Annotated in this window: 17 protein-coding genes; 10 read left to right on the forward strand and 7 right to left on the reverse strand. The window is 60.2% G+C overall.

The window, feature by feature from the left end; genetic code table 11:
- Positions 1-22 precede the first annotated feature (22 nt).
- From K787_RS0111215 to K787_RS0111240, 6 genes are read left to right on the forward strand one after another with little or no spacing between them, the layout of a single operon-like run.
- Positions 23-799: a DUF3450 domain-containing protein gene (locus K787_RS0111215; RefSeq protein ID WP_022962903.1), complete on the forward strand. Its 777-nt coding sequence runs from the start codon at positions 23-25 to the stop codon at positions 797-799.
- Positions 796-2142, forward strand: a complete 1347-nt coding sequence (locus K787_RS0111220) for a MotA/TolQ/ExbB proton channel family protein (protein WP_022962904.1) — start codon at positions 796-798, stop codon at positions 2140-2142. The genes K787_RS0111215 and K787_RS0111220 overlap by 4 nt, the downstream gene beginning before the upstream one ends.
- Positions 2135-2650 (forward strand): MotA/TolQ/ExbB proton channel family protein, encoded by a 516-nt coding sequence (locus K787_RS0111225; protein WP_022962905.1) that lies wholly within the window; start codon positions 2135-2137, stop codon positions 2648-2650. Before K787_RS0111220 ends, K787_RS0111225 begins: the two co-directional genes overlap by 8 nt.
- Before the next feature lie 10 nt (positions 2651-2660).
- On the forward strand, positions 2661-3080 hold the full coding sequence (locus tag K787_RS0111230) for an ExbD/TolR family protein (protein WP_022962906.1): 420 nt from the start codon (positions 2661-2663) through the stop codon (positions 3078-3080).
- Positions 3080-3757 carry an energy transducer TonB gene (locus K787_RS0111235; RefSeq protein WP_022962907.1) on the forward strand — a complete coding sequence of 226 codons (678 nt, stop codon included), beginning with the start codon at positions 3080-3082 and terminating at the stop codon, positions 3755-3757. Before K787_RS0111230 ends, K787_RS0111235 begins: the two co-directional genes overlap by 1 nt.
- A complete protein-coding gene (locus K787_RS0111240; RefSeq protein WP_022962908.1) occupies positions 3757-4836 on the forward strand; it encodes a tetratricopeptide repeat protein in 1080 nt (359 codons plus the stop codon). The genes K787_RS0111235 and K787_RS0111240 overlap by 1 nt, the downstream gene beginning before the upstream one ends.
- A gap of 46 nt (positions 4837-4882) precedes the next feature.
- Here K787_RS0111240 and K787_RS0111245 read toward each other — a convergent pair whose 3' ends face one another.
- The 7 genes from K787_RS0111245 to K787_RS0111275 form a co-directional block, all read right to left on the reverse strand.
- Complete coding sequence (locus K787_RS0111245; protein WP_022962909.1) at positions 4883-5404, reverse strand: DUF3299 domain-containing protein; 522 nt, start codon at positions 5402-5404, stop codon at positions 4883-4885.
- Between the two features lie 11 nt (positions 5405-5415).
- Positions 5416-6678 carry an ABC transporter permease gene (locus K787_RS0111250; RefSeq protein ID WP_022962910.1) on the reverse strand — a complete coding sequence of 421 codons (1263 nt, stop codon included), beginning with the start codon at positions 6676-6678 and terminating at the stop codon, positions 5416-5418.
- Entirely contained in the window at positions 6678-7391 is a 714-nt protein-coding gene (locus K787_RS0111255; RefSeq protein WP_022962911.1) for an ATP-binding cassette domain-containing protein, read from the reverse strand. Before K787_RS0111255 ends, K787_RS0111250 begins: the two co-directional genes overlap by 1 nt.
- A 97-nt stretch (positions 7392-7488) precedes the next feature.
- The gene (locus K787_RS0111260) at positions 7489-8121 is read right to left on the reverse strand and encodes a DUF2796 domain-containing protein (protein ID WP_022962912.1); all 633 of its coding nucleotides are present in this window, start codon (positions 8119-8121) and stop codon (positions 7489-7491) included.
- A 121-nt stretch (positions 8122-8242) separates the two neighbouring features.
- A complete protein-coding gene (gene trxA, locus K787_RS0111265) occupies positions 8243-9133 on the reverse strand; it encodes a thioredoxin (RefSeq protein ID WP_022962913.1) in 891 nt (296 codons plus the stop codon).
- A 101-nt stretch (positions 9134-9234) separates the two neighbouring features.
- Positions 9235-9888 carry a class I SAM-dependent methyltransferase gene (locus K787_RS0111270; protein ID WP_022962914.1) on the reverse strand — a complete coding sequence of 218 codons (654 nt, stop codon included), beginning with the start codon at positions 9886-9888 and terminating at the stop codon, positions 9235-9237.
- A 62-nt stretch (positions 9889-9950) separates the two neighbouring features.
- Complete coding sequence (locus tag K787_RS0111275) at positions 9951-10856, reverse strand: LysR family transcriptional regulator (RefSeq protein ID WP_022962915.1); 906 nt, start codon at positions 10854-10856, stop codon at positions 9951-9953.
- Positions 10857-10986: 130 nt separating this feature from the next.
- Here K787_RS0111275 and K787_RS0111280 point away from each other — a divergent pair, with 130 nt between their 5' ends.
- From K787_RS0111280 to ribD, 4 genes are all read left to right on the forward strand, one after another.
- Positions 10987-11976: an NAD(P)H-dependent flavin oxidoreductase gene (locus tag K787_RS0111280; protein WP_022962916.1), complete on the forward strand. Its 990-nt coding sequence runs from the start codon at positions 10987-10989 to the stop codon at positions 11974-11976.
- On the forward strand, positions 11973-13466 hold the full coding sequence (locus K787_RS0111285; protein ID WP_022962917.1) for an AMP-binding protein: 1494 nt from the start codon (positions 11973-11975) through the stop codon (positions 13464-13466). Before K787_RS0111280 ends, K787_RS0111285 begins: the two co-directional genes overlap by 4 nt.
- A 119-nt stretch (positions 13467-13585) precedes the next feature.
- Positions 13586-14059 carry a transcriptional regulator NrdR gene (gene nrdR, locus K787_RS0111290; RefSeq protein WP_022962918.1) on the forward strand — a complete coding sequence of 158 codons (474 nt, stop codon included), beginning with the start codon at positions 13586-13588 and terminating at the stop codon, positions 14057-14059.
- Positions 14052-15185 carry a bifunctional diaminohydroxyphosphoribosylaminopyrimidine deaminase/5-amino-6-(5-phosphoribosylamino)uracil reductase RibD gene (ribD, locus tag K787_RS0111295; RefSeq protein WP_022962919.1) on the forward strand — a complete coding sequence of 378 codons (1134 nt, stop codon included), beginning with the start codon at positions 14052-14054 and terminating at the stop codon, positions 15183-15185. The genes nrdR and ribD overlap by 8 nt, the downstream gene beginning before the upstream one ends.
- Positions 15186-15192: the final 7 nt, after the last annotated feature.

The following is a 15192-nucleotide window of genomic DNA, read 5'->3' on the forward strand; positions in this document are numbered from 1 at the left end:
ATGGACACTCCGGAGAGTCTGGATGAGAGCGGTTTTGATACTGTTGGCGGTCATGCTGCCAGCGGCTGTATCGGCGCAGGACGTTACTGAGCGGGCGCTGGGTGAAAGTGAGGCGCTGATGCGCGATGCGCAGGGCTCGCAACAGCGTATCGAGCAGTTGGATGACGCTACCCGAGAAGCCCTGTTGCGCTATCGCCAGGCGATGCAGCAACGCGAACAGTTGAGTGAGTACAACAGCCGCTTGACCGCTATGGTCGCTGCGCAGCAGGCCGAGCTGCAAAGCCTTGAAGGTCAGCTCAGCAGTATTGAAGATACTCAGCACGAGCTACTGCCGCTGATGCAGCGCATGCTGGATTCGCTGGAGCAGTTCGTTGCGCTGGATCTGCCCTTTCTGCCGGAAGAGCGCGGTGAGCGCATCGACCAATTGCGTGATTTGATGCTGCGTGCGGATGTCAGCATTGCGGAGAAATACCGTCGACTTATCGAGGCCTACCAGATTGAGAGCGACTACGGACGGACGCTGGAGGCTTGGCGTGGCAGTCTGGAAAAGGCGGACAGCGTGCGCGTGGTTGACTACCTGCGCCTGGGCCGGGTGAGTTTCTTCTATCAAAGTCTGGACGGTCGCGAGCAAGGCGTTTGGGACACCGAAACGCAGTCCTGGACCGCACTGCCCAATGCATACCGCAGAACCCTGGAACAGGGCATGCGCATGGCGCGTCAACAGCAGACACCGATGATGCTGCGCCTGCCATTGCCCCCTATTACCGAGCAGCAGCGCCAGCAGGAGGGCCAGCCATGAAGCATCTATTGATTGGCTTGTCGTTGGCGTTGCTGGCGCCGATGTGTCTGGCTCAGCCCGCGAGTCTGGATGATCTGCTGCGCAATATTCGCGATGTGCGCAGCAATGAGCAGAGCGCCATGCAGGAACGCGAGGCCCGCTTTGTCTCCGAGCGCGATCAACAGCAGCGCCGGATGCGGGAGGCCGAGCAGGCGCTGGCGCCGGTACAGGCTGAAGCAGACAGGCTCAAAGCAGAGTTCGACCGGCTTCAAACTGCGTTGGCTGAAGGTGAAGCTGAGCTTGAGCAGCGCAGCGGTAATCTTGGTGAGCTCTTTGGTGTGGTGCGTCAGACGGCAGGTGACACTCAGAGTCAGTGGCAGGATTCGTTACTGAATATGCAGTTTCCCGAGCGCATGCAGGCGTTGGAAGCCTTGTCAGCCAGTCGCGGTATACCAACGGTAGAAACGCTGGAAAACTTCTGGTATTTGCTGCAACAGGATATGACCGCCAGTGGCAAGGTTAGCCGCTTTGAAGCACCCGTTGTCGGGCGTGACGGCGAGCAGAGGCAGCTCCCGGTGGTCAGTGTTGGGCCTTTTGTGGCCTTGCAAGGCAAGGACTATCTGCTTTATCAAGCCGATACCAAGCGGCTGCTGGTGGCGCCACGCCAGCCGGCAGGTAGCGGCCTGATTGATGATTTCGTGCGGCCGCGCAGCGAGCTGGCCGATCTGCAGATCGATCCCACACGTGGCAATGTGATTCAGCAACTGCAGCAAACGCCGAGCCTGATCGAGCGTATCCACCAGGGTGGCGTGGTCGGCTACGTGATCATGGCCTTGGGTGTGCTGGGTCTGGTGCTGGCGCTGTGGCGGCTCGGCTGGTTGCAACGCACCAGCAGACGTGTGAACCATCAGGTTGCTGACCTGGACAATCTCAAACGGGACAATCCGCTAGGTCGAGTGCTGGGCGTGATTGGCAGTCGTCCGAAACTTGAACAGCTGGACACGCTGGAGCTTAAGCTGGATGAGGCCATTCTCAAGGAAACACCGTCTCTCGAGCGCTGGCAGGGGCTGATCAAGCTACTCGCTGCTGTGGCGCCGCTGTTGGGTCTGCTGGGCACGGTAACGGGCATGATTGCGACCTTTCAGGCGATAACCCTGTTCGGCACTGGCGATCCCAAATTGATGGCTGAAGGTATCTCCCAGGCGCTGGTCACCACCGTTCTGGGTCTGGTGGTGGCTATTCCGCTGCTCTTTATGCACAGCCTGGTTGCTGCACGCAGTAAGGCATTGATCCAGTTGCTGGAGCAGCAGAGTGCCGGCTTGATCGCGCTGCATCTGGGTGGCGAGGAGCCGCGAGATGGCTGAGGGGTTCTGGCTGCTCAGGGACTTCCTGGACAGCGGTGGCTTGGTGCTGTGGAGCATTCTGTTAGTCACTGTGCTGCTCTGGACCCTGATGGTCGAGCGGTTATGGTTTCTGGCCAGAGTGTTCCCGACTGAGGCGGTGCAGCTGCAGCAGCGCTGGCTGGCGCGTGCAGATCGCACCAGCCCGGCGGCGCGGCATATTCGCGCCGCCTGGTTGTCCCGCGCCCAGCAGCACCTCGGCCGGTTTCTGCCGATGGTGCGCGTATTGATTGCGCTCTGTCCGTTGCTTGGCTTGCTGGGCACCGTCAGCGGCATGATCGAAGTATTTGACGTAATGGCCTTGAGCGGTAACGGCAATCCGCGGGCAATGGCCGCCGGTGTGTCACGCGCTACTGTGCCGACCATGGCCGGCATGGTCATTGCCATCAGTGGCTTGTTCTGTCTGGCGCGACTGGATCAACAGTCGCGCCGGGCCTTGCAGCGGCTCAATGACCGACTGCGTTTTGAATAGGAAGTAGTCCATGCGAATGCGCAGACACCATGCGGGTAATGACGAGGAGGCCGGGATCGATATGACCCCGATGCTGGATATCGTCTTTATCATGCTGATTTTTTTTATCGTCACCAGTTCCTTCATCAAGGAATCGGGGATCACCGTCGACAGTCCGTCGGCGGCCAGCGCCAGCGAGCAGCCCAAGGGCAACATCCTGGTCGCCGTGAGTGCCAATGGCGAAATCTGGATAGACCGCCAGCAGGTCGATGTGCGCGCGGTGCGTGCGGCCGTTGAGCGTATGCGCGTTGATCAGCCGGATAGCTCGGTGGTAGTTCAGGCTGATCGTGAATCACGCAGTGGTCTGGTGATCCAGGTAATGGATCAGATCCGTCTTGCCGGGGTACAGGATGTCGCGTTGGCAGCCACTGCCGGAGCTGAGGGTCGCTGATGCGTCTGGCCCTGAGTTTTGCTGCGGCGTTGTTGGTCGCGCTGGCGCTGTTTGCATTGATGCTGGTGCTGGTCATGCCGCCGAGGGATAACGCTGACCCGGTCGAGGAATTGGCCAGGGTTAGCTTTGTGCGTTCGGTCAGTGATACCCAGAGCGACAGCCGCGAGCGCCAGCAACGCGAAGCGCCGGATCGGCCGCAGCCACCTGATCAGCCGCCCGTTCAGCCTACGCCGCCGCAACCTCAGGTCAGCGCCAGCATGGATCTGAATATTAGCGTGCCTAATGTGCCGACGCAGATTCAGGTCAGCAGCGCGCCTTCCCTGGAAGGTCTGACTGCGGCCAAGGATGAGGCCGCTCCGCAGCCAGCTGCGCCGCCGGCTGACGCTTCGCCCTCGGTTTCGGAAGAGGTCACTCCGCTCACCGATGTGCCGCCCAACTATCCGCAGCGAGCATTGGCTTCAGGTATCGAGGGTGAGGTCACATTGGCGTTTACCATCACCGCCGAGGGCCGGGTCGAGAATCTGCGGGTAACTGACGCGCAGCCGCCTGGTGTATTTGATCGCGAAGCCCGCCGTGCGGCGTTACGCTGGCGTTTTGCGCCACGGCGGGAAAATGGCCAGGCGGTAGCGCGTGAAGCGACCAAGACATTGTATTTCCGTTTGGATGGAGGTCGCTGATGCGTATTCTGGTCGTGTTACTGATGTTATGCGCCGCCGCAGTGCAGGCGCAATCGATCAATCCCGCCGCGTTCAGAGCGCTGAATGAGGCGCAGCAGGCTCAGCAGCGCGGTGATTATGCCGCTGCGGGCAAGCGCCTGCAGCAGGCGCTGGAACAGGCCAGCACCGGCAGTATCGAACAGGCTCTGGTGGAGCAGCGGCTCGGCTACCTGGCCATTGCCCGTGACCGCAACGCCGAGGCGATCGACTGGTTGCGCAAGGCCTTAAGCCGCGACCAACTGGAGGCCGAAGCGGCCAGCCAGGACCGGCGCAATCTGGCGCAGCTGCTGGCCTCCGAAGGACAGGCACGGGAAGCGGTGACCTTGCTGGAAACCGAACTGGCCGCAGAGGCTTTGCCGCGTGAGAATCGGCGCTTGCTGGTGCAGCTATATAATCAGTTGGAACAATATAGCAAGGCGTTGCCCTTGGCCGAGCAGGTGGTGCGCGAGGAACCCGGTGTTGATGCTGTCTGGTATCAACTGTTGGTGGGTATGAATTATCGTTTGCAGCGGTATCAGGCGGCGGAGCGCTGGTTGAAAGTGCTGCTAAAGCGCGAGCCTGGCAACGCCGAGTACTGGCGGCAACTGGCCGGTGTGCAGAGTCTTGATAAGCGCCAGCGTGCAGCGGCGGGCACGCTGCGATTGGCCTATGAAGGAGGTATCCGTTTTGCGGTCCAGGATCTGGATAACCTGGTCGCGTTACAGGTCAATGCGGGTGCGCCCTGGCAAGCAGCCAGACTGTTGGAGGCTCTGCTTCAGCGCCAACTGCTGCAGGCCAATGCGGTGCGCCAGGAGCGTCTGGCACAATTATGGCAGCAGGCCCGTGACCATGACCGCGCCAAGTCCGCCTGGACCGCGCTGGCGCTCAGTTCTGGCCGCGCTGATCATTGGTTGCGAGTGGCGGCCATTCAACTCAATCAGGGTGAGTGGGATGAGCTATTGAGTAGTCTGGAGCGGGCGCGCCCTGCGGCCAGCGCCGAGCAGCGCCGAACGCTGAATCAATGGGCTGCTTATGCTCGCCAGGCGCAGCAAGAAGGTTAAGCGCCTAGCTGAGTAGCGTCATCTCGGCAGGGTGCCCGGGGTAATCTCAGTAGGTGTAGGGCTCTATGCTGGCGTTGGCAATTTTGTAGCCAGCGTTGGCAAGGTCACTTTCCACCGCTTCAACCTGCATCGCACCGCTGATCCAAAAAGGCTGATACAGCGCCTCCAGCTTGATGCCTGCTTCGCTCTGCACATAAACGATCTGGTTCGAGGGTGGCGGCGGCACATGGATACAGGCGCCAAAGTAAGGGACCAGCAGGAATTCGTTTACCACGCCCTTTTCATTGATGCCCAGCGGCACGATATAACCTGGTAGTTTTACCTCGCGGCCATTGAGTTCTGCAACGACTGGCGCGGCAGGTTCCACTTGCACGGCCGGGTCGCCATACTCGCCCTCACTCAGCGTGTCGGCCAAGGCCGAAAGATCGTGGGTGGGTTGCGGCATGCCCATTATGTCTCGTGCCTCCGGGGGCACCAGATCGCCCCAGGTCAGTTCTTCAACAGCCATTGCCGGCAGCGCATACAGCGCGACCACTACCGCGCCGATCAGGGCGACACAAGTACGCATGCAATACCTCATCAGGTTCGTATCGACAGGCCGTCGACCAATGACTGGCGATAGGCGCGCCACGCGGGCACGCTGCCCATCAGTACGCTAGCCAGTAGAATAGCGCCCAATAGCGTCCATTCATACAGGCCGGGTGGCGTGATCGCGATGAACAGGCCGTAGTGTGAGAGCATCAGCGGCTGCCCGGCCCACAAGCCCAAATACAGCATGGCTAGCCCCAACAGAATACCAGCCATTGCCAGGCTGGCTGCTTCTAGCAGTAATAGTGCGAACACATGACGCGGTCGCGCACCGACCGAGCGCAGGATGGCCATCTCTCGTCGGCGTTCGTTAAGGCTGCTGAGAATCGCAGTGAGCATGCCCACCAAACCGGTTAACACAACAAAGATCGAGACGATGAACAATGCTTTTTCGGCCATGCCGAGCAGGCTCCAGAGCTCCTGGAGTGCCACCCCGGGCAAGATCGCCTGCAACGGTTCTCGGCTGTATTGATTGACGTCGCGCTGCACGGCAAAGGTGCTAATGCGGTTATTCAGGCCCAGCAATATGGCGGTGATGGCCTTGGGAGTTAGATCCATCTCGCGCGCCTGTTCGGCGCTAATCGCAGCTGAACCGCGCGCCGGCATGCCCTGCTGCCAGTCCACATGCAGTGCTTCCATGCCTTCCAGGCTGATATGAATGGTCCGGTCTACCGGCGTGCCGGTGCGGGCCAGAACGCCGCTGACCTGAAATGGCTTGTCGCCGTGATCGACAAAGCTCACCGCGCCCGTGCCGTGGGCCAGTACTAGCTCAGTACCTAGCTGGTAACCGAGCTCGCGGGCAATGTCAGCGCCGATGACAGCGTCGTACAGATCATTGAAAGGCTCGCCGGCGGAGAAGCTTAACGCCTGATCGCGGCCGTGCCGATAGTGTTCGAAATAGCTTTGACTGGTACCCATGACCTTGAAGCCACGGTGTGAGTCGCCTAGTGAAATCGGAATGGCCCAATCTACCCGCGGATGGGCGGCGAAGTGCTCGAAGCTGTCCCAGCGCACGTTGTTCGTCGCATTGCCGATGCGAAAGACCGAATACAGCAATAGCTGCACCGATCCGGAACGGGCGCCAATGATCAGGTCAGTACCGGAAATGGTGTTGGCAAAGCTGCTGCGTGCCTCGGTGCGAACCTTCTCTACGGCGAGTAGCAGTGTAACGCTCAAGCCGATGGCGATGACCGTCAGCAGCGCGGAAAAGCGGCGATTACCCAGGCTCTTGATCGCCAGACGCAACAGATACATCAGAGCTCCCCCTGTGGCTGAGCGGACAGGTTGATATCGCTTAATGATAGCGAACGGTCGAACAGCGGCTGCAAAGACGCGTCATGACTGACAAACAGCAGGCTGCTGCCAGCGGCGGCGCATTCGGCAAACAGGAGTTGCAGAAAGGCTTCGCGGCTATCCGCGTCCAGCGCAGAAGTTGGCTCATCGGCGATCACCAGCTCGGGGCTACCGATCAGCGCGCGGGCAGCGGCAACCCGCTGCTGCTGCCCAATGGACAATTCGTTGACCGGGCGATCCAGCAGGGCGCCGTCGGTCAAGCCAAGACTATGTAACAAGTGCAGCGCGGCGGAGGACAAGCTGTCATGCCGTTGCAGTGCGCGTTCTCGGCGCACGCGGGAGAAGTGGCAGGGCAGGGTGACGTTCTCTACCACCGACAGGTACGGCAGCAAGTTGAACATCTGGAATATGTAGCCAGTGTGGTCTGCGCGAAACCGGTCACGGCCAGCGGCGGACATGGTCGCCATGTCACGACCCAGTAGTGTGATGCTGCCACTATCGGGCAGGTACACGCCACCCAGCAGGCCGAGCAAAGTGGTTTTGCCGCTGCCTGACGGACCCTTGAGGAACACCCGCTCGCCAGACTGCAGTTGAAAGCGCGGTATGTTCAACAGTGTGGGTTGCCCAGGCCAGGCGTAGGTTGCGGCGTCCAGGTCTATGATGACGGAATTCATGGCTTGTACTGGGCTCACAGAGGGACGATAAGCCTATCAGTGATAGGCCGGCGCGCCTACCCGATATCGGGCAGGCACGGAGGTGCAGATTAAACGTTCAGAAACGGATCAGATTCTGCGCAGCGGTCAATTCACCGCCCTGTTGGCCTTTAGGGCCGATGGCCTGAAGTAGCAACCGTTCGGTGCCGGGGAAAGCGCTGAACAGAGCAACCTGAATCTGGTCAAGCTTGGCTGCCTGAGTGCAGGTGAAATGGAAGTGCGCCTGAATATCCGCGTGGGCCTCAGCCGCTTTTTCTTTTTCGCCGTGATCGTGGTCATGGCCATGCTCGTCGGCTACGGCGTCAAACAGCGGGCTGTTCAGTTCGACTTCCTTAAGGCTGCAGTCGGCGGCGGCTGGGAACACGAATAGCGCTTCGGCCTCATTCAGTTGCGTGCGTAAAGCTTTGACCTTGGCTTTATCTGCGTCGCTGGTTGGCAGGTACTCGAAACCCAGCAGGTTATCCGCGGGGGAGTCCAGCTCGATGCTCACGTCGTTGCCATCGACCACCAGGTTCAAAGAGCCTACGCCATGTTCGTGGGCGGAGAGACTGTCGTGGCCATGATCATGATCATGATCGTGCTTATCTTCGTGCTTGTGTTCGTCGTGGCCATGATCGGCGTGGTCGTGTGCTGCACTGGCAAAAGACATGGCGGCCAGCAGGCTGCCAATGATAAACGGGGTAGGGCGCATAGTAGGCCTCGCAAGAGATGCAAACGGAATAATATTGTCACTAAAGGAACGTTATCTTATTACGTTTTTATCGGCAAGACCAGTTGCATTGCCGGTGGGGACCGACAATGCAGAGGTGGTTTCAGTACAGGGCTTGGTAAAGCTTGCGGCGGTACTGGGTAGTTAACGGGTGCTCGCTGCCGAGTAGGTCGAAGACTTCCAGCAGCGTGCGCTGTGCAGCGCCGTCGGCATAGCCACGGTCGTGCTGGAACAGGCTGAGCAGGTGCGCTAGCGCCAGTTTATGGTTCTGATGGGTCAGCTTTAGAATCGCTAGCTGGAACGTTGCTTCACTGTCCTGGGGGCTCTTTTTCAGACGCTCAAGCAATTGCGCTTCCGAGGGGGAATGGCGTGCTTGGCGCAGAAAGCCGAGCTCGGCACGCAAGCTCTTCAACGCGAGCTTGTGCGCTTCACTATCGGCAATCTCAGCCAGAACCTGGTCTGCTTCATCCAGCTGCTCGTTAAGGCCCAGCGCGCGCGCCAGAAGCAGGCGCAGCTTATCGGTGGGCTCGCTGCTCAAGGCCTGTTGCAGCAGCGCGATGGCTGGCTGGAAATTGCCATTTAGTAACAGGTCATCGACCTGTTCACTGATGTCGGCTTCGGCGTCCTCCGACTCGGGTTCCGCCAAAGGCGGCTGGCTGACATGCGGCTCAAGCAGGGCGCGGATAGCGCTCTCTGGCTGGATGCCGGCAAAGCCGTCCACCGGTTGGCCATCCTTGAACAGCACCACGGTCGGCAGACTGCGGATGCCAAAACGTTCACTGAGGCCAGCCTGTTCGTCACAGTTGACTTTGGCCAGCAATAACTCACCTGCATGCTCCTCGGTGATCTTGGCCAGCATCGGCATCAGCGCCTTGCACGGCGCACACCATTCTGCCCAGAAGTCGACCAGGACCGGTTTGTGGAACGAGTTTTCCAGAACATAACGGTCGAAGGTCTCTTCGGTGACGTCGAAAATATAAGGTGACTGGCTCATGGATTGTCCATCGAAGAAAGAATCAGGCGATAGTGGGGTGGCGTGCAGCTGAAATCAAGGGTGCGTTGTTGCCCAGGCTGGGCTGCTGCTGGAAACGCAGGTCAGTCGTTATTGCCATACAAGGCTACTTCACGGAATGCCAGGGGTTCACCCAGGTCTGGCCAGGTCTGGCCCTGCAACGTATTTAGACGCGTATAGCAGGGATGCTGCAGATCGCGAACCCTTGAGTCGGCCAGAATCACGCGGGGCGCGCGCTGGCGGAAATGCTCAAGAAACACGCAGTTATCGCTGTCGTAAAGTACGTCCGCAGCGACGATCAGATCGATATCGCCGGTCACGGCAAAATAATCTGCCGCCAGAGTTAGGGATACGCCGTTCAGTTGCGCATTCAGAGCACTGGCCATCTGCGCCTGCGGGTCAATGTCGCAGGCAATAGTCTGCTGGGCGCCGGCCTTGGCGCAGGCAATCGCGACAATGCCGGAGCCGCTGCCAAAGTCCAGCACCCGCTTGTCTCGAACCTGCTGCGGGTGCTCGAGTACCCAGCGCGCCAGCGCCAGGCCGCTGCCCCAGCAAAAGCTCCAGTAGGGTGGTTGGTCAAGCAGCTGTTGGGTTTCCTCGCTGCTGAAGGCGCGATTCAGATTGGCAGGGTCGAGCAGCCAGAGTTCCAATTCTGGCAAACCCGGCAGGCGAGTGGCTACCAGTTGGGCATCGGACAGAACCTGATGCAGTTCGTCGTTCAGGGCGGCTAGGGTCATGGTGTGGTCCGCAATGGTATTGTGGCTATTGTAGCGTCGGTGGTTGCATGTGCGCAGCGCGGTCAAGCCGGCAAAATGGCTCGCAGGCGGCTGTGTAGAAACTCGATCAGCGTGCGCGTAGCCAAGGTCGGGTAGAGGTTGGGCGCGGTGAGCAGATACAACTGATCGCCCCAGGCGCTGACGCGCACGCGCTGCGTGGGTAACAGGCGCAGCAATTCGCCGCTGTCCAACTCCTGCTGCACGCTATAGAGCGGCAGCAGGGCGCAGCCAATATCGGCCAGAACCGCCCGTTTGAGGAACAGCATATCTTCGGTCTGCAGTCGCGGGCGCAGCGTCAGCGTGCGGGTCTCGCGGCCGTCGAAGAGCTCCAGTGGCAGGCGCTGGTCCGGCACGTTTACGCTGACCATATCGAGTCGCAGCAGGTCCTCCGGTTCCTGCGGTGTGCCTTGCGCCCGAAGATAAGCAGGACTGGCACAGAGCGCCCAATCGACCGGGCCCAGATCGCGGGCAACCAGAGCGTCGGGCGGAGTCGAAGTAACGCGGATGGCGACATCAATTTCGGCCGCTACCAGGTCAAAAATCCGGTTACTGAAGGTTAGCTGCAGGCTAACCTCAGGATAGAGGCTGGCAAACTCCAGCAACAAGGGGCCGACCACTTGCTGTCCCAGCGCGACTGGCACGCTGAGCCTGATATGCCCGCGCAGGTTCTTGCCCAGGTCTTCTACCGTGGCCTGCAGGGCATTCAGTTCCTGGCTGATGCGCGCGGCATGCTCGTACAGCGCCCAACCTATCTGTGTGGGTTCCACCTGGCGCGTGGTACGCCGGAACAGCTGCACCTGAATGCTTTGCTCCAGTGCCTTGAGTCTGCGGCTAACGTGCGAGCGCGAGGTGCCGAGCCGGCGTGCGGCGCTGCTCATGCTGCCGGCTTCGACGACGGCGCAGAGGAACTGCAGGGTTTTGATATCCACCTATTGTTGCCTATTTGTAAACAGTTTGGGCTCGTTGGCGGATATTGTAGATCAACCAGCCAGCTTCTATAGTCCAGGCACGTTAAATTTTGATGCTGTCATTACATGACTTAGTCCAAGGAGAACAACAATGAGTCTTCCCGCCGTTCTGCAGAACTCGCTCAAACTACCGGTTATCTGCTCGCCGCTGTTTATCATCTCCAATCCGGATCTGGTGATCGCCCAGTGCAAAGCGGGCGTGGTTGGTTCCTTCCCTGCACTGAACGCACGGCCGGCCGAGGAGCTGGAAGTGTGGCTCAAACGCATTACCAGTGAGCTGGCCGAGTACCAGGCGGCCAACCCGGATGCAGTGGTCGCACCCTTTGCCGTCAATCAGATCGTGCACAGCAGTAACGATCGCCTGCAGCACGACGTGGAAATGTGTGTGAAGTACAAGGTGCCGATCATCATCACCAGCTTGCGCGCGCCGGATGAGGTGGTAGGGCCGATCCACAGTTATGGCGGCTTGGTTTTCCACGACGTGATCAACGTCAAGCATGCGCGCAAAGCCATTGAAGCCGGTGTTGACGGTCTGATTCTGGTCTGTGCTGGCGCGGGCGGTCATGCCGGGCAACTCAGCCCCTTTGCGTTGGTGTCTGAAATTCGCGCCTTCTACGACGGCCCAATCATTCTCTCCGGTGCCATCTCCAAGGGCGAACAGATTCTCGCCGCGCAGGCCATGGGTGCAGACCTGGCCTACATGGGCACCCGTTTCATTGCCACCCAGGAAGCCAACGCCGACGCTGCCTACAAGCAGATGCTGGTGGATACCTCCGCGGACGACATCGTCTACAGCAACCTCTTTACCGGGGTGCACGGCAACTATCTCAAGCCCAGTATCCAGAATGCCGGGATGGACCCGAACAACCTGCCCGAAGGCGAGAAGAGCAGCATGAAGTTCGGCTCGGGCGGCAGTAACAAGAGCAAGGCCTGGCGCGATATCTGGGGCGCCGGACAAGGCGTGGGCAGCATTGCGGCGATTACCACCACCGCCGAGGCCGTCAGCCAGCTGGAGCAGGAGTACGCCAACGCGCGTGCTCGCATGCGGCAAATCGCCAGCCCCTACGGTGAGCCGTCATGACCGCGCAGCTGATCTGCGGCGAACTGGAGCGCAGTGGTGATCAGGTCGCGCAGCGTGCCCTGCAGTTGGCCGGTGGCCTTGCTCGGCTGGGGGTTGAAGACGGCGACGTGATAGCGGTGATGCTGCGTAATGGTCCGGTCTTTATCGATGCGATCCAGAGCTGCCAGACGGCAGGCTGCTTCTATTGCCCGGTCAACTGGCATTTCAAGGCTGATGAGGTAGCGTTCTTACTACAGGATTCGGCGGCCAAGGTGTTTCTGGTTGAAGCTGACCTGCTAGACAACCTGTTGGCCATTATTCCTGAAGGGGTGGTGGTCCTGGTCAATGGCGGCGATGGCAGCTTGCGCGCCGGACACCTGCGCTATGAAGCCTGGCTGGCCGAACAAGCGGTCTATGCTGGTGAGCCGCGTACGCCGCGTGCACATATGGCTTACACCTCAGGCACCACCGGGCGGCCAAAGGGTGTAAAGCGCCTGGCGCCTCCAGTTGAAGAGCGTGAAGCCATGGCCGCGGCCATGCGCGAGCTGTCGCGTGCCGCTTGGGGCATCGAGCCCGGCGTGCGCACGTTGGTGTCGGCGCCGCTCTATCACAGCGCCCCCAGCTCCTTTGCCCAGCAGTCGATTTTGCAGGCTGAGCTGATGGTCGTGATGCCGCGTTTTGACGCCGAGCAAACGTTGGCGCTGATCGAGCATTACCGCATCGATACAGTGTTTCTGGTGCCGATCATGTACGTGCGGCTGTTGCGCCTGCCGGCGGAGATTAAGGCAAAGTACGATCTGTCCTCGGTCCGCTTTGTCGCCTCGACCGGTGCGCCCTGTGCGCCAGATGTGAAGCTGGCGATGCTCGATTGGTGGGGCCCGGTCATCTATGAAACCTACGCCTCCAGTGAAACCGGCATGATCACTATTCAGGACCCGGTCTCGGCGCGCCGCAAACCGGGCAGCGTAGGCTTGCCGATTGGCCAGACGCGTGTCCGCATTGTTGACGAGCAGGGCAATGATTGTCCGCCGGGTGAGCCGGGCGTGATTTATGTGCGCCAGCCGGCCGTGCCAGACTTCACCTATCTGAACAACGACCAGGCGCGCGCCAAGGCCGGGCTGGGCGATCTGGCGACCGTGGGCGATATTGGCTATCTGGACGAGGAGGGCTACCTGTTCATCTGCGACCGCAAATCAGATATGGTCATTTCCGGCGGAGTAAACATTTACCCGGCAGAAATAGAGCACCAGCTGATCAGCCTGGCGGGTGTCGCGGATTGTGCGGTGTTTGGTGTGCCCGATAGAGAGTACGGTGAATCGCTGATGGCGGTGGTGGCTACCGTGGATCCGTCGCTCACCGAAGAGCGGGTCAAGGATTTCATTCGCCAGCGCATGGCCAGCTACAAGACCCCGCGGCAAGTGCATTTTGTCGCCAGTCTGCCAAGGGACGATAATGGCAAGGTTGCCAAGCGCAAGCTCAGGGATGCCTATTCTGCACCCCAGGCTGGCTGACTTCGCGCAAGCTGGCGCGGCATGTATGGATAAAGGCCACCTGCCGGGGTGCGGCGGTCATTTAACCCCGGCGCACATCGGAGTAAGATGTGCCGCGCATGCCCAACAGGAAGTCTGCTATGTACTGTCCCTTCTGTGGTGCCAATGATACCAAAGTGATCGATTCGCGGCTGGTGGCCGAAGGCGACCAGGTGCGCCGCCGGCGTGAATGCCTGGCCTGTCAGGAACGCTTTACCACCTTTGAAACCGCTGAACTGGTGCTGCCACGCCTGATCAAGGGTGACGATCGTCGTCAGCCCTTTGATGAGGACAAGTTGCGCGCGGGCATGCTGCGGGCGCTGGAAAAACGACCAGTCAGTGTCGAGCAGATCGAGGCCGCGATTGGCCATATCAAGCATCGCTTGCGCGCCACTGGTGAGCGCGAGGTAAAGGCGATGGTGGTCGGCGAGATGGTCATGAATGAGCTCAAGCAGCTTGATGAGGTGGCCTACATTCGGTTCGCCTCGGTCTACCGCCGTTTTCAGGATCTGAACCAGTTCCGCGAGGAAATCGAACGCCTTTCACGGCGTGACAAGGACGAGCCGGATGCTTGATCAAGATGTTCTCGACAGCCGCATGATGGCTCGCGCATTGCAGCTGGCGCATAAAGGTCTGTACACCACCGAACCCAACCCTCGCGTTGGCTGCGTGCTGGTGCGCGACGGCGAGATTGTCGGTGAAGGCTGGCATGCCCGTGCTGGCGAAGGTCATGCCGAGGTCAATGCGCTCGCCCAGGCAGGCGAACGGGCCCGTGGCGCCACGGCTTATGTCACCCTGGAGCCCTGCAGCCACACCGGCAAAACACCGCCTTGCACCGAAGCGCTGATCAACGCTGGTGTGGTCCGCGTGGTGGCAGCGATGCAGGATCCCAATCCCCTGGTCTCTGGCCAGGGCCTGGCGGGTTTGCGCAAGGCGGGCATTGACGTTGAATGCGGCTTGCAGGAAGCCGAGGCCCAGGCACTCAATCCTGGCTTTATCAAGCGCATGCAGACCGGCATGCCGTTTGTGCGCATCAAGCTGGCCATGAGTCTGGATGGCCGTACTGCCATGGCCAATGGTGAAAGCCAGTGGATAACCGGGCCTGATGCACGCGCCGATGTGCAACGTTTGCGCGCCCGCAGTGGTGCGGTGATCAGCGGCGCGGATGCGGTGTTACTGGACGATTCGGCACTCACTGTACGTGCTGCAGAGCTTGGCCTGCCTGAGGCAGAGGCTGCCGCAGCAGCGGCCAGGCAGCCATTACGGGTGCTGGTCGATGGGCGCTTGCGAGTACCGCTGGAAAATCGCTTGTTCCGTGAGCCGGGTCCGTTGTTGGTGGCGTGCAGGCTATTGCGTGGCCGGGTGCAGGGTTACGTTTTTGCTGGCGCAGAATTGCTTACTCTGCCGGATAAGGCGCAGGAGCACGTGGATCTGAAGGCGCTGCTGCTGGAACTGGCCAAAAGAGGCTGTAATGAAGTGCTGGTAGAGTCCGGCGCGCGCTTGGCTGGGGCTTTCCTCAATGCCGGGTTGGTGGATGAGTTGGTAGTGTACATGGCGCCAAGGCTGCTGGGCAGCCGGGCGCGACCCTTGTTGGAATTGCCCTTCGACAACATGGCCGAGGCCATGCAGCTCGATGTGACCGACATGCGGGTTGTCGGCCGTGACTGGCGCATCACGGCGCGACCGGTTTTTCCTTCCTGAGAGAGTT

The sequence above is a fragment of the Halopseudomonas pelagia CL-AP6 genome (genome assembly GCF_000410875.1).
GTDB classification, from domain to species: domain Bacteria; phylum Pseudomonadota; class Gammaproteobacteria; order Pseudomonadales; family Pseudomonadaceae; genus Halopseudomonas; species Halopseudomonas pelagia.

What these genes read in the sequence shown, in the direction of transcription:
- K787_RS0111255 (WP_022962911.1), bottom strand. Translation starts at nt 7,391, where the DNA reads ATGAATTCCGTCATCATAGACCTGGACGCCGCAACCTACGCCTGGCCT.
- K787_RS0111220 (WP_022962904.1), top strand. Translation starts at nt 796, where the DNA reads ATGAAGCATCTATTGATTGGCTTGTCGTTGGCGTTGCTGGCGCCGATG.
- K787_RS0111260 (WP_022962912.1), bottom strand. Translation starts at nt 8,121, where the DNA reads ATGCGCCCTACCCCGTTTATCATTGGCAGCCTGCTGGCCGCCATGTCT.
- trxA (WP_022962913.1), bottom strand. Translation starts at nt 9,133, where the DNA reads ATGAGCCAGTCACCTTATATTTTCGACGTCACCGAAGAGACCTTCGAC.
- K787_RS0111245 (WP_022962909.1), bottom strand. Translation starts at nt 5,404, where the DNA reads ATGCGTACTTGTGTCGCCCTGATCGGCGCGGTAGTGGTCGCGCTGTAT.
- K787_RS0111270 (WP_022962914.1), bottom strand. Translation starts at nt 9,888, where the DNA reads ATGACCCTAGCCGCCCTGAACGACGAACTGCATCAGGTTCTGTCCGAT.
- K787_RS0111230 (WP_022962906.1), top strand. Translation starts at nt 2,661, where the DNA reads ATGCGAATGCGCAGACACCATGCGGGTAATGACGAGGAGGCCGGGATC.
- ribD (WP_022962919.1), top strand. Translation starts at nt 14,052, where the DNA reads ATGCTTGATCAAGATGTTCTCGACAGCCGCATGATGGCTCGCGCATTG.
- K787_RS0111225 (WP_022962905.1), top strand. Translation starts at nt 2,135, where the DNA reads ATGGCTGAGGGGTTCTGGCTGCTCAGGGACTTCCTGGACAGCGGTGGC.
- K787_RS0111285 (WP_022962917.1), top strand. Translation starts at nt 11,973, where the DNA reads ATGACCGCGCAGCTGATCTGCGGCGAACTGGAGCGCAGTGGTGATCAG.
- K787_RS0111235 (WP_022962907.1), top strand. Translation starts at nt 3,080, where the DNA reads ATGCGTCTGGCCCTGAGTTTTGCTGCGGCGTTGTTGGTCGCGCTGGCG.
- K787_RS0111280 (WP_022962916.1), top strand. Translation starts at nt 10,987, where the DNA reads ATGAGTCTTCCCGCCGTTCTGCAGAACTCGCTCAAACTACCGGTTATC.
- nrdR (WP_022962918.1), top strand. Translation starts at nt 13,586, where the DNA reads ATGTACTGTCCCTTCTGTGGTGCCAATGATACCAAAGTGATCGATTCG.
- K787_RS0111250 (WP_022962910.1), bottom strand. Translation starts at nt 6,678, where the DNA reads ATGTATCTGTTGCGTCTGGCGATCAAGAGCCTGGGTAATCGCCGCTTT.
- K787_RS0111215 (WP_022962903.1), top strand. Translation starts at nt 23, where the DNA reads ATGAGAGCGGTTTTGATACTGTTGGCGGTCATGCTGCCAGCGGCTGTA.
- K787_RS0111240 (WP_022962908.1), top strand. Translation starts at nt 3,757, where the DNA reads ATGCGTATTCTGGTCGTGTTACTGATGTTATGCGCCGCCGCAGTGCAG.